Source organism: Caballeronia udeis (assembly GCF_001544555.2).
Lineage (GTDB): Bacteria > Pseudomonadota > Gammaproteobacteria > Burkholderiales > Burkholderiaceae > Caballeronia > Caballeronia udeis.
Genome location: NZ_FCOK02000021.1, coordinates 1 through 12,361, shown reverse-complemented (window position 1 = coordinate 12,361; position 12,361 = coordinate 1). Strand labels below are relative to the sequence as shown.

The 12,361-nt window shown below is 63.4% G+C and carries 12 protein-coding genes; all 12 read left to right on the top strand.

Annotated features, from left to right (window positions below; all coding sequences use genetic code 11):
• The first annotated feature begins 2 nt into the window (after window positions 1-2).
• The 12 genes from urtE (at window position 3) to AWB69_RS16660 (ending at window position 12,283) form a co-directional block, all read left to right on the top strand.
• Entirely contained in the window at window positions 3-707 is a 705-nt protein-coding gene (urtE, locus tag AWB69_RS16715) for an urea ABC transporter ATP-binding subunit UrtE (protein ID WP_062086627.1), read from the top strand.
• A 61-nt stretch (window positions 708-768) separates the two neighbouring features.
• Window positions 769-1,764, top strand: a complete 996-nt coding sequence (locus AWB69_RS16710) for an acetamidase/formamidase family protein (RefSeq protein WP_062086625.1) — start codon at window positions 769-771, stop codon at window positions 1,762-1,764.
• Window positions 1,765-1,776: 12 nt separating this feature from the next.
• Window positions 1,777-2,547, top strand: a complete 771-nt coding sequence (locus AWB69_RS16705) for an SDR family NAD(P)-dependent oxidoreductase (protein WP_062086623.1) — start codon at window positions 1,777-1,779, stop codon at window positions 2,545-2,547.
• Window positions 2,548-2,682: 135 nt separating this feature from the next.
• Complete coding sequence (locus AWB69_RS16700; protein WP_197500259.1) at window positions 2,683-3,795, top strand: substrate-binding protein; 1,113 nt, start codon at window positions 2,683-2,685, stop codon at window positions 3,793-3,795.
• 25 nt (window positions 3,796-3,820) lie between these two features.
• Window positions 3,821-4,654, top strand: a complete 834-nt coding sequence (locus AWB69_RS16695; protein ID WP_197500258.1) for a branched-chain amino acid ABC transporter permease — start codon at window positions 3,821-3,823, stop codon at window positions 4,652-4,654.
• The gene (locus AWB69_RS16690; RefSeq protein WP_231937138.1) at window positions 4,647-6,476 is read left to right on the top strand and encodes an ABC transporter permease subunit; all 1,830 of its coding nucleotides are present in this window, start codon (window positions 4,647-4,649) and stop codon (window positions 6,474-6,476) included. The genes AWB69_RS16695 and AWB69_RS16690 overlap by 8 nt, the downstream gene beginning before the upstream one ends.
• Window positions 6,473-7,183 carry an ABC transporter ATP-binding protein gene (locus tag AWB69_RS16685; protein WP_062086617.1) on the top strand — a complete coding sequence of 237 codons (711 nt, stop codon included), beginning with the start codon at window positions 6,473-6,475 and terminating at the stop codon, window positions 7,181-7,183. The genes AWB69_RS16690 and AWB69_RS16685 overlap by 4 nt, the downstream gene beginning before the upstream one ends.
• Before the next feature lie 20 nt (window positions 7,184-7,203).
• Complete coding sequence (locus AWB69_RS16680) at window positions 7,204-8,127, top strand: DUF1028 domain-containing protein (RefSeq protein ID WP_062086615.1); 924 nt, start codon at window positions 7,204-7,206, stop codon at window positions 8,125-8,127.
• Window positions 8,124-9,521, top strand: a complete 1,398-nt coding sequence (locus AWB69_RS16675; protein ID WP_062086612.1) for an Asp-tRNA(Asn)/Glu-tRNA(Gln) amidotransferase GatCAB subunit A — start codon at window positions 8,124-8,126, stop codon at window positions 9,519-9,521. The genes AWB69_RS16680 and AWB69_RS16675 overlap by 4 nt, the downstream gene beginning before the upstream one ends.
• Window positions 9,518-10,354, top strand: coding sequence for a nitrilase family protein (locus tag AWB69_RS16670; protein WP_062890653.1), 837 nt, complete (start codon window positions 9,518-9,520; stop codon window positions 10,352-10,354). Before AWB69_RS16675 ends, AWB69_RS16670 begins: the two co-directional genes overlap by 4 nt.
• Window positions 10,355-10,836: 482 nt before the next feature.
• Window positions 10,837-11,352: a DUF3331 domain-containing protein gene (locus AWB69_RS45775; protein WP_331712678.1), complete on the top strand. Its 516-nt coding sequence runs from the start codon at window positions 10,837-10,839 to the stop codon at window positions 11,350-11,352.
• 376 nt (window positions 11,353-11,728) lie between these two features.
• Entirely contained in the window at window positions 11,729-12,283 is a 555-nt protein-coding gene (locus AWB69_RS16660; RefSeq protein ID WP_231937137.1) for an ANTAR domain-containing response regulator, read from the top strand.
• The last annotated feature ends 78 nt before the right edge of the window (window positions 12,284-12,361 follow it).

Genomic DNA, 12,361 nt, shown 5'->3' with positions numbered 1-12,361 from the left:
GCATGCTGAAGATTTCCGCACTCAATCAGTTTTACGGCAGCAGCCACACGTTGCGCGACGTGTCGCTGAACGTGGCCGAAGGCGCCTGCACCGTCGTACTCGGCCGTAACGGCGTAGGCAAGACGACCTTGCTGAAGTGCCTCGTCGGGTTGCTCCCGGTCAAAGGCGGCGAAATCGAACTGGCGGGCCAGCCGCTGACGCGCACGCCGTCGCACCGGCGCGTGCTCGCGGGTCTCGGCTACGTACCGCAAGGACGCGAGATTTTTCCGCAACTCAGCGTCGAAGAAAACCTGCGCATCGGCGCCTACGCAGGCGAGCGCAATCAGACCGCCAAGGGCAAGCAATTTTCCTTCGACGACGTCTTCCATACCTTTCCAGTGCTCAAGACGATGCGCCGGCGCATTGCGGGCAATCTGTCCGGTGGACAGCAGCAGCAGCTTGCGATTGGCCGGGCGCTTTTGACCAATCCAAAGCTGCTGATTCTCGACGAGCCGACCGAGGGCATTCAGCCATCGATCGTGATGGAGATCGAGGCGGTGATCCGCTCGCTGAAAGGATCGCTGTCGATCCTGCTGGTAGAACAATTTTTCGATTTCGCGCAGGCGGTAGCCGACGACTATGTCGTGCTGGTACGCGGCCAGGTCGTGTCAGCGGGGCCTGGGGATCAGATGGAAGCCAATAACGTCAGAGCGCTGATTTCAGTGTGATGCGGCATCAGCGGTGCGCCCATTCACGTCGACAACCCACATTTTGAACAGGAACACCGTAATGAACTGGCTCGAACAATCGATCATGCACACGCGCGGCGTCGCACGCGGGCAAGTCCGCGCAACGCATGAACTCAGCGAATCCCGTCAGGGCACATTTCACTACACCATCGGACCGTACTCGACGCCGGTGATGAACATTGCCCCGGGCGACCGGGTTGTGGTTCAGACACGCGACGCATTTGACGGCAAGATCCTCACGGAACAGGATCTGCCGAGTCAGAAGCTGCGGGTGCCGTTCCTGAATCCGCAAAGCGGCCCGATCATGATTGAAGGCGCGGAGAAGGGCGACGTGGTGGCGGTGTACATCGAATCGATGCTGCCGCGCGGCGACAATCCGCGCGGCACCTGCTGCCTGATTCCGCGCTTCGGCGCTCTGACCGGTACGGAATACACCGCAACGCTCAATGAACCGCTGCCCGAGATCACCCGCAAGATCGACGTGGACGAAGAAGGCGTCTACTGGAGCAAGCGGGTCACGCTGCCGTACAAGCCGCATATCGGCACACTGAGCCTGTCGCCGGAAATCGACTCGATCAATTCGCTCACACCGGACAACCACGGCGGCAATATGGACGTGCCCGACATGGGCCCGGGCAGCATCACTTATCTGCCGGTGCGCTCCGCCGGTGCGCGGCTCTTTATCGGCGACGCACACGCCTGCCAGGGCGACGGCGAAGTGTGCGGCACCGCCGTCGAATACTCCAGCACGACTACGATCCACGTCGATCTGATCAAGGGCTGGCACATCGAATGGCCGCGCCTCGAAACCGATGAGCTGCTGATGGCGATCGGCAGCGCGCGCCCGCTTGAAGACGCGACGCGCATCGCGTACCGCGAACTGGTGCTGTGGATGGAAAAGGAATACGGCTTCGACCGTTGGGATGCCTACATGATGCTCAGTCAGTGCGGCAAGGTGCGGCTGGGCAATTTCGTCGACCCGAAGTATTCGGTCGGCGCGGCGATCAGCAAGAAATATCTCGCACCGGCTGACTAAGGAGACGCCACCATGGATTTGAAACTCAAAGGTTTGAAGGCACTTGTAACCGGCGGCACCAAAGGTATCGGCCGCGCCATTGCTCAAACGCTGGCAGCCGAAGGCGCGGACGTCGCGCTCTGCGCGCGTGACGGCGCGGCGGTCGAACAGACGGTGGCGGCCATCGCGCAGGTCACCGGCGGCGCGGTCAAGGTATGGGGCGCCCCGGTCGACGTTTCGAACGCTCCGGCCTTGCAGGCCTGGACACGCGACGCCGCCGCGCAACTGGGTGGCATCGACATCGTGGTCGCGAATGTGAGCGCGCTGTCGATCGGCAACGATCTCGAATCATGGCGCAAGGAATTCGAAACCGACTTGATGGGCACGGTCAACCTGGTCGACGCCGCGCTGCCGTTTCTCGAAGCGAGCAACGCCGCCTCGATCATCGCGATATCGAGCGTGTCCGGCCGTGAAATCGACTTTGCCGCCGGCCCTTACGGGACCTTCAAGGCGGCGCTGATCCACTACATGCAAGGCCTCGCGTACCACCTCGCGCCGAAGGGCATCCGCGCGAACTCCGTGTCGCCGGGCAACGTCTATTTCGAAGGCGGCGTGTGGGATCAAATCGAACACAACGATCCGACGCTGTTCGCGCAAGCACTCGCGTTGAATCCCAGCGGACGCATGGCGCGCCCGCAGGAGATCGCGAACGCGGTCGCGTTCGTCGCGAGTCCGGCGGCGAGCTTCGTGAGCGGGGCGAATCTTGTAGTGGATGGCGCCCTCACGCGCGGGGTGCAGCTCTAAGTACAGCCAAGCTGCGTCACTTAAGTCGATCCGACAAAAAACCAAGGAGCCTTGACGACAATGAAAAGAATCTCTTCCCTTCTGAATGCCGGCCGCTCACGCGGCACGGCAGCCGTTCTGCTGGTATCGCTCGCGATGGCGAGCCACGCGGCCATGGCCGCCGATCCGGTCAGGATCGGCGTGCCCGTGGGTCTGAGCGGCGCGAATAGCGTGGTTGCCCCGTCGGTGGTTCAGGCAGCGCAACTGGCTGTCGACGAGATCAATGCGAAAGGCGGCATTCTGGGGCGTCAGGTCAGCCTGGAAGTGGCCGATGACGGTAGCGGCGCGGCAGGCGCGCAAAAGGCGTTCGATTCGCTGATCTTCGAAAAGAAGGTCAACGCGCTCATCTCGATGGAAACGAGTGCCGCGCGCAACGCAGGCCTGCCGATCGTGACGCGCGGCAAGGTGCCGTTCATCTACACGTCGTTCTATGAAGGCCGCTCCTGCAATCGTTACATGTACGTCGATGCGTGGGTGCCCGACCAGCAGGTCGCGCCGATCGTCGATTACTTCATGAAGCAGCAGAAGGCGAAGACGTTCTTCCTGATCGGCAGCGACTACGCGTTCGGTCGCGGCATGCTCGACTTCACGAAGACCTACATCGAGAAGCAGGGCGGAAAGGTGGTCGGCAACGAGTATCTGCCGATGGACGGTTCCGACTGGACATCGATCATCAGCAAGCTGCAGGCGGCCAAGCCTGACGCGATCATCACCTCGACCGCGGGCGGCGCGCCGAACGTCACCCTCACCAAGCAACTGCGTGCGGCGGGCGTGAAGGTTCCGTACGGCAATCTCGCCGTCGACGAGGGCACCGCTAAAAGCATGGGCGCGGACGCGCAGGGCATCTACATCTCCGGTTCGTATGTGACCAACATCGATACGCCGGCGAACCACATGTTCCTTGCCGCGATGCAAAAACGCTTCGGCGCGGATCTGAAGACGCCGAACGATCTGTCGGTGCCGGAGTACGAGGCGATCTACCTGTACAAGGCCGCGGTGGAGAAAGCCGGTTCGGTCGACACGGCGAAGGTGATTCCGGCGCTCGCCCAGGTTTCGTTCGACGGCCCGCGCGGCCACATCCAGATGGACAAGCAACGTCATACGCCGCTCACGATGTATCTGGGCCAGGTGCAGGCGGACGGTTCGGTGAAGGTGATCGAATCGTTCCGCAACGTTGATCCGGGCGCGCAGTGTCCGGCCTTGAAGTAAGCCGTACTATGGAGTCCCGGCAATGCTGAATCTCGGGCTTGATGTCGTCACCACGGCGGCCATCCTGTTCATCGTTTCGGCGGGGTTGCTGATGATCTTCGGCGTGATGAAGATCATCAACTTCTCGCATGGAGCGTTTCTGACGACGGGCGGCTATGCGAGCGTGCTCGTCGAGCACGCCGGCCTGAACTGGTGGTGGGGCGTGCCGTGCGCGCTCGCGATCGGCTTCGCGGCGGGGATGGCGGTCGAGCGGTTCATCGTTCGTCCGCTGTACGCGCGCCCGCTCGACGCGATTCTGGCGACCTGGGGTCTGGGCATCATCGTCGGCCAGTTGATCACGCTGGCGTTCGGCCGCGGCGTGCAAATGGTGGCCAGTCCGGTGGACGGCGCGATCTCGTTCGCTGGTACTCAGTACTCGGCCTACCGGCTGATTCTGGTCGGCGTGGCCATGCTGGTTGCGCTCGCGCTCGGCTGGCTGCTCAACGGCACCCGGCTCGGCTTGCAGACCCGGGCGGTGATCATGAACGAAGCGCTCGCACGCGGGCTCGGCATCAGCAGTTCGCGGGTGCGCTTCATGACCTTCTGCACCGGCGCGGCGCTGGCGTCGGCCGCGGGCTGTCTGATTACGCCGCTTGCCAGCGTCGATCCGAACATGGGCGTACCGTGGATCGTCGGCGCGTTCATGCTGGTGCTGGTGTCCGGTTCGTCGCTGGTCAGTCTTGCGGTGGCGAGCGTGGTGCTCGGCGGCGCGCAGGTGCTGGTCAGCACCTTCGTCAATCCCGTGCTCGGCGGTCTGACCATCGCGGTACTGGCAGCTTTGTTGTTGCGCGTTCGACCGGAGGGCTTCGCACGTGGCTGATCCCGCTTCCACCCTGTCGTTTCGCACCGCGGTGGCTTCGCCGTGGAAGGGGCCGGCAGCGATCGGCGCCGTTGCTCTCGTCGTTCTGGCCATATGCAGCGTCACGCTGCCGACCTTCCTCGTCAACAACCTGATTCGCGCGTTTCTATATGCGGCAGTTGCGTTGACCGTCGATCTGTTGTGGGGCTATACCGGCATCCTCACATTCGGGCAGTCGGCATTTTTCGGCATCGGCGCTTACGCGGCCGGTCTGATTTTCACGCATGCCGGCTTTTCGTTTCCGCTTGCGGCGGCAGCGCTCGCTGCCGGCATCGCCGCAGCCTGGATCGTGTCGCGCGCGATTGGCTGGCTGGCGTTTTATCACGGGGCATCACCGCTCTACGCTTCGGTCGTCACCCTCGTATTGCCGATCGTGCTGGTTCAGTGCATCTATTCGGGCGGTGAGTTCACCGGATCGAGCAGCGGCCTGTCCGGCTTCGACAGCTTCGATATTCCGCTTGAAGCCTGGTTCTTCATCGCGGGCGCATTGTTGGTTTTACTGGCCGTGGTGGCGTGGATGTTCGTGCGCAGCGATGCGGGGCAGCTACTGGTCGCCATCCGCGAAAACGAAGCACGCTGCGAGTATCTCGGCATCGATGTGTCGCGCTACAAGGCGCGGCTGATGGACGCGTGCGCGGTCATCGCCGCATTCGCGGGCTTTCTGTTTGCCTGCGTGCAGATGGTGGTGGCGCCGGAATACGCCGGTTTTGTGTTCGGCACCGAACTGGTCATCTGGGTCGCGCTCGGCGGGCGGGGTTCCCTGATCGGGCCCATTGCCGGCGCCATGCTGATCGACGTCGGCAGCGCCTATCTCAGCGGCAATCTGCCTTATGTCTGGACGCTGCTGGTGGGCGTGGCGTTTGTCGTCGTGATCGTGGCGATGCCGCGCGGCCTCGCGCCGCTCGTAGCCGGCGCAGCGCGCCAGGCGTTGCCGCGCCGCCGCCGTGTGGTGAGCGCGCCGGTGACGCTGGTCGCGGCGCTGCCGCGCGGTGACGGCATGCTGGACAACCCCCATGTGGCGCTATCGATCAAACAGGTGCAAAAGCATTTCGGCAGCCTCAAGGTGCTTGACGACATCAGCTTCGACGCGCGCGCCGGAGAGCTCCTCAGTCTGATCGGACCGAACGGCGCGGGCAAGAGCACGCTGATGCGCTGCATTGCGGACGGCGCGGAACGCTCGGGCGGCACAGTCGAGATCGGCGGCACGGAGATCCGCACGCTCGCGCCGTACGACTGCGTGGCGCTTGGCGTCGGCCGCAAGTTCCAGACCGCGACGGTTTTCGAATCGCTAAGCGTCGGTGAGGCGTTGCGCGTTGCGCGCTATCGGGTGGCGCCGCCGTCGAAATGGCAACGCGACCCGGTGCTTGCGCTTCCGCAGCCGGCCCTCGACGTGCTGCGGCTGACAGGACTCGACCGGATTCTCGAAACCGAGTGCCGCTACCTGTCGCACGGCCAGAAGCAGGCGCTTGAACTGGCGATGGTGCTCGCGCTCGAACCGCGCACGGTGCTGCTGGACGAACCCACCGCGGGCCTGACGAAACAGGAGCGCACGCAGATCGGCGAGATTTTCGTCGAACTGTCCTCGCGCTATCGGATGTGTCTGCTGCTGGTCGAGCATGACCTCGATTTCGTGCAGCAAATCAGTTCGCGCATCGTCGTGCTGCACCAGGGGCGCATCGTGATGGACGGCGGTGTCGAAGAGGTCGTGCACTCCGAAATCGTGCGTGCGGTGTATGCGGGCTGTGCGCATCCCGCCGCCAGTCAGCCGGAGGCGGACGCATGAATGCATCGACGATTGTTCAGGTCGACGCGCTGCACAGCGGGTACGGCGAGGCGATGGTGCTCAAGGGCCTGAATCTCACGCTCGCGCGCGGCGAAGTGGTGGCGATTCTCGGCAAGAACGGCATGGGCAAATCGACCTTGCTGAAAACGCTGATGGGTTTTATTCGCCCAAAGAGCGGCGACATCGCGCTGTTCGGCGAGCAGACCACGGGCGTGCCGCCTAACCGGATCGCGCGGCGCGACGTCGCTTACATCCCGCAGGAAAAGGCCTTGTTTCAGGACTTGTCCGTCGAAGAGAACCTGAAGCTCGCCCTCATGCGCGATCGCGATTTCAAGCCGCTGTTCGGGCGTATTGAGGATCTCTTTCCGTTTCTGAAGGACCGCCTCAAACAGAAAGCGGGCACGCTGTCGGGCGGCGAGCAGAAGATGCTGCTGGTCGCGCGGGCGTTGATTCGCCAGCCGAAGCTGATTCTGGTCGACGAAATCACCGAGGGCATGCAGCCGTCGGTGATCGAACGGCTGGTCGGCATTCTCAGCCGCGAGCGGGACAGTGCCGGCACAACGATGCTGCTGGTCGAGCAGCACGTGCAGTTTGCTTTTGCCGTCGCGAATCGCTACGCGGTGCTCGAACTGGGTGAGATTCCGGCGGCCGGTGACACGGCGGATACGTCGGCGCAAGCCACGGTTTCGCGTTTCCTGTCGTTGTAACGCCAAGGGGAAAGTTTGCCATGACGTTTTCCATTGTCGCGCGCTGTGCGCGGACCGGCGCGTTGGGCGTGGCGGTCAGCACGGCGGTGCCGGCGGTCGGCGCGATGTGCGTGTATCTGCGCACCGGCGTGGGCGCGGTATCGACCCAATCCTGGGTCAATCCGTATCTCGCGCTTGATGCGCTTGACTTGCTCGATCAGGGCGTGAGCGCCGAACAGGCGCTCGCGCGCGTACTGAAAGACGATGCCGCCGCGGACCTGCGGCAGCTCGGCATTGTCGACTGCAATGGTCAAAGCGCCTGCTGGAGCGGTTCGCAATGTACGGGTTGGGCGGGGCAGCGCAGCGGCACGTCTTGCACGATTCAGGGCAACATGCTGACCGGCGCCGGGACGCTCGATGCGATGCTCGCCGCGTATGAGGCGAGCGGCGAACTCGCGCTGGAGGAGCGCCTGATGCGCGCGCTCGAAGCGGGGCAAGCCGCCGGCGGCGACAAGCGCGGCCGCCAATCGGCGGCGCTCAAGGTGGTGCGCAACGAGGCTTATGCCCACCTCGATTTGCGGGTCGACGAACATCACGAGCCTGTTGCCGAATTACGGCGCGTGTTCGAGGTGGCGCAGCGGCAGTTCGTCCCGTTCGTCGAAGGGATGCCCACACGCGACGATCCCGGCCGTGCGCCGCCGGCCGCCGTGACCGAGTTGCTGTTGACGCCGCCGCAATCGAGGCCGGGCGCAACCGAGCCGTTGAATGCCGACATGAGGGCGCTCGGCCGGTGGCTCGGCGTCGAGTTCGCGGAGCAGCGCGTGGCGCACAACCTCGCCACCTACGCGCCGATCCTCGCGGAGATTAGCAAGTTACGAGAACTCGACCTGTCAGAAGTGCACCCGGTGGTCGTGTTCGGTCCGGCGCGCGCTTATGCGGGACCTTCCACCAAGGGCGAAGCATGAACGACGATCTCACTGCCATCGCCGCGGGCATTGCATCGGGCGAGGTTTCGCCGGCAGACGTCATGGACGCGCTGCTCACGCGCATCGCCGCGCTCGATCCGCAAGTGCTGGCTTATGAATGTCTTAACCCGGCCGCCCGCGCCGAAGCCGAGCAATGCACGGAGGAACTGAAGCGCGGTGTGCGGCGCGGTCCGCTGCATGGCGTGCCGATTGCAATCAAGGATAACTACCTGACGGCCGGCATGCCGACCACGGCAGGCAGCCTCGCGCCGGGCTATGCGTTCGCGAACGAAGACGCAGCCGCCGTTGCGCGCCTGCGGGCGGCCGGCGCGGTACTGATCGGCAAGACCCGCACGCACGAGTTCGCGTGGGGCACGGAGACGCCGCCCACTCGCAATCCGTGGGATCCGTCGCGCATTCCCGGCGGGTCGAGCGGCGGCTCGGGCGCGGCGCTGGCTGCGCGCATGGCCTACGGCGCGCTCGGATCGGACACGGGCGGCTCGATTCGCATTCCGGCGAGTCTGTGCGGCGTAGTGGGCCTGAAGCCGACGTTCGGTCGCGTCAGCCGCGCGGGGATCGTGCCGCATAGCTGGTCGCTCGATCATGCGGGGCCGTTGACGCTGTCGGTGCGCGACGCGGCGCTGCTGCTCAACGTGCTCGCCGGACACGATACGCGCGACCCCGGCAGCGCCGACGTACCGGTGCCGGATTACACCGCGTCGCTGGACGGCGGCATCGCGGGCATGCGCATTGGCGTGTGCCGCAATCACTTCTTCGGCGCCAATGAGGCGGGGGTCGAGGCGCAAGTCGAGCGCGCCATTGCGGCGCTCGCCGCGCTTGGCGCGCAGGTGATCGACTTCGAGGTGCCCAATCTGCAATACGGGTTGGGTGCGATCTTCGCAATCGAACTCGCGTCGTCGAGCGCTTATCACGATCGCGGCCTGCAGCGCGGCGCGACCGCCGCGATGGCCGACGACGTGCGCACGCTCGTGGAGATCGGCCGCATGGTGTCGGCGTCGGACTATCTGAAGGCCGAGCAGTTGCGCGCGTGCCTGATCGATGATTTCAAGGCGGTATTCGAGCGCGTCGACGTCGTCGTGACGCCCGCGTCGCCGGTTACCGCATGGCGGCGCGGACAGGCCACGGTGGTGACCGGGGGCATGGAAGAGAGCCCGCTCGCGGCGTCATGGCGTCTTACCTATCCATTCAACCTCACCGGTTTGCCGGCCCTATCCCTGCCATGCGGCTTCGATTCGCGCGGCTTGCCGATCGGCCTGCAGATAGCCGGCAAACCGTTCGACGAAGCCACGATTCTGCGCGTAGCCGCGTCCTATGAAAGCGTGCACCGCTGGGACGCGGTGCGCTCGCCGATTGCGAGGAGCGTGCAGCCATGACAACAGGTAACGAGAGCAAGGTGACGGTGGCGTGCGTACAGATGTGCCCGGAAGTGGGGGCCAAGGTGCGCAACGTGGCGCACTCGATCGAACTGATCGAGCAGGCGTATGCGCGCGGCGCGAACCTGATCGTGCTGCCGGAGTTATGCAATTCCGGTTATGTATTCGAGTCGCGTGAAGAAGCGTTCGCGCTGTCCGAAGGCTTGGCGGACGGCGGCACGATTGGGCAATGGAGCACGCTTGCCGCGCGTCTGGGCGTCACGCTGGTGGCCGGTTATGCTGAACGCGACGGCGATACGCTCTACAACTCGGCGGCTGTGATCGGTCCGAGAGGCGTGCTGGGCGGTTATCGCAAAATGCATTTATGGGGTGACGAGCATCTCTTTTTTGAACCGGGCAATCTTGGCATGCCTGTGTTTCATGCGCCGTTCGGCCGGGTGGCTTGCGCGATCTGTTATGACATCTGGTTCCCTGAAGTTTTCCGGATGGCGGCGGCCAGGGGCGCCGATATCCTGTGCGTGCCGACCAACTGGGTGCCGATGCCTGCGCAGCCGGCCGAGCTGCCCGCGATGGCGAATCTGCTGGCGATGGGCGGCGCGCATTCGAACGGGCTGTTCGTGGCCGCGGCGGACCGGGTCGGCGTCGAACGCGAGCAGCCGTTTCTTGGACGCAGCCTGATTGTCGACTCGCAAGGTTGGCCGGCGGCCGGTCCTGGCAGTCCAACGGACGAAGAGATTCTGGTGGCGTCGGTGAATCTGGCCGACGCGCGCCGGGGCCGACAATTGAATGCGTTTAATCACGTATTGCGGGACCGCCGTCCCGATATCTACTGAGACGGGCGGTCAATCGTAAGCGTTCACCCCTCGCTGCGCTTATACGTCCGTATAAGCGGGGTACGCTAACGGGCCATTGGCATATCCAGCCGTAGAGTAGATTCTCCCGCCGGCTCGACTTAACCTTCTCTCATCGCTACGCACTCGCTGTACACCAGCGGAAAGCTCGCGGTTCGGCACCACGACGACATGGCGCTTCCGGATGCCCGCTCGGACGATTTCCTCTTTGGCGTCTCCAGGGAATCATCGTGTCGCATGTTCCATAACGGGATACATGGCGGAAGCCACTCATATGGCGAGTACACGTTCGTGCCGTGGCTTGGCAGGACCGTGTACTCGCCGTACGGTCGACTTCTCTTCAGTACGCATGCAATAGCTGCAAAGTCAGAACCTGTTTGACCACTACCTTTGTTCGACTACTGTTTCACTCTTTCCTGAAGAGGGGCACGCTCTTGAACGCTGAACACAATGCGACTTTGGACATGCTGTCAGAAAATGGATCCTGTCATGCGGCTGCTTGCCCAGCCCTACCATCAACCTGTCATCCGTCATCGTATCGGCCGGGTCACCTCGCTTCAGCGCACACGGGTCGAGACCCGTGGACGACCACACTCGCAGCTATCCACCAATTTTCTTCCCCGCCAGACCTGATGCGCAATCCTCCGGATCTGTCCGGGCGACCCCGCCCGGACAGCGAGCCGTTCCGTCCGAAAAAGACAGATGGCGGTGACGCGCGCACCTTTACTGTGACGGTCGTGGAAGAACTGTCCAATTCGCTCTTCGCATTGTGTTGGCATGACTCAACGCTTTGCAACTATGAGGAGCAAGTATGGCGTCCGTGTCCCGCTCCCGCGCCTGGGCGTTGCGCCTTATCGGGGAGGTACGTCAAACAAGGTGACCCGGTCTACCGTCCCCGAGTCCGCGGACGAGTCATTCCACTCAACCGCGACGCAATGATTCTTGCCAGCGAGCTGATCAAAGCCCACACAAGCGCATGAGACGTGCTGGCGTTGGCGCAGATTGAGTCAACCCGCCGTGAAGGATCGTCTGGGCGCTGGCCGCCTCACGGTACGCTCTTCGGTCTGGCTCCAGGAGACTTAACATGCAACTAGAGGTCGCCAGGCTTGCGCGACTGCACCGTCTCCCTCCGGGCCTCGACGATGTATTCGACCCAGACGAGGCCGAGCCCGCAGACGAGGCTGCGAGTCTCGCTTCACTGGCCCTGCAAGGCTCACTGCTGAATGCCGATCCCTGCGTCATATTGCATAGCACGCCGGAACGGACCGCAGACTCGCATCGTGAGTGCTTACATGCCAGGGCGGGACGATGAAGTGGGCCGCGGATAGCTTAGCGATCCTGCGCGATTTGCGCTCGATGAAAGTTGTTGTGATTCATCCGCAAGATCAGGATGGAGACGAGCTTCTCGCGCAACTGCACCGCATCGGGTGCGACGTGGAGGTCTGCTGGCCGACACTCGACTGCTTGCCCTTAGGAACCGGGCTCGTGCTGATGGCGATGCGCCCCGAAACCCTCTCGGTCAATTTTCCGTGTCTCGGAACCAGCATGTCGCCGCCCGTGATTCCGGTGGTGTCCTACGAAAATCCGATCACCGTCGAAGCGGTGCTGCGCCTGAACGCGCTGGCGATGATACCGTCGCCGGTGCGCTCATTCGGATTGCTGACCGCGATTGCGGTGGCGCTGACGCAATGTCAGGCATTGCGCATGCGCGATCGATACATTGAGCGGCTCGAGAAGAAGCAAGCGAAGGTTCGAGTGATCCAACAGGCCACGCAGCTTGTGATGGAAAGGCGCGGCGTGTCGGAAGAACACGCGTATCAGTTGCTGCGCTCAAAGGCGATGCTCAAGCGCGAGCACATCGAGGTGGTGGCAAGCGAGATCGTCAAGGCGCACGAAACGCTGACTCTTTAACCCGTACTTTTCCCCATCAATTAGCCGAAACCTCCGCTAGCATTGGGTTTCGGCTATTTTTAGGGTTTAGGTGTAGCC

Coding starts and splice junctions, on each gene's coding strand:
- urtE (WP_062086627.1), top strand. CDS start 3: ATGCTGAAGATTTCCGCACTCAATCAGTTTTACGGCAGCAGCCACACG.
- AWB69_RS16710 (WP_062086625.1), top strand. CDS start 769: ATGAACTGGCTCGAACAATCGATCATGCACACGCGCGGCGTCGCACGC.
- AWB69_RS16705 (WP_062086623.1), top strand. CDS start 1,777: ATGGATTTGAAACTCAAAGGTTTGAAGGCACTTGTAACCGGCGGCACC.
- AWB69_RS16700 (WP_197500259.1), top strand. CDS start 2,683: ATGGCGAGCCACGCGGCCATGGCCGCCGATCCGGTCAGGATCGGCGTG.
- AWB69_RS16685 (WP_062086617.1), top strand. CDS start 6,473: ATGAATGCATCGACGATTGTTCAGGTCGACGCGCTGCACAGCGGGTAC.
- AWB69_RS16680 (WP_062086615.1), top strand. CDS start 7,204: ATGACGTTTTCCATTGTCGCGCGCTGTGCGCGGACCGGCGCGTTGGGC.
- AWB69_RS16675 (WP_062086612.1), top strand. CDS start 8,124: ATGAACGACGATCTCACTGCCATCGCCGCGGGCATTGCATCGGGCGAG.
- AWB69_RS16670 (WP_062890653.1), top strand. CDS start 9,518: ATGACAACAGGTAACGAGAGCAAGGTGACGGTGGCGTGCGTACAGATG.
- AWB69_RS45775 (WP_331712678.1), top strand. CDS start 10,837: ATGCTGTCAGAAAATGGATCCTGTCATGCGGCTGCTTGCCCAGCCCTA.
- AWB69_RS16660 (WP_231937137.1), top strand. CDS start 11,729: ATGAAAGTTGTTGTGATTCATCCGCAAGATCAGGATGGAGACGAGCTT.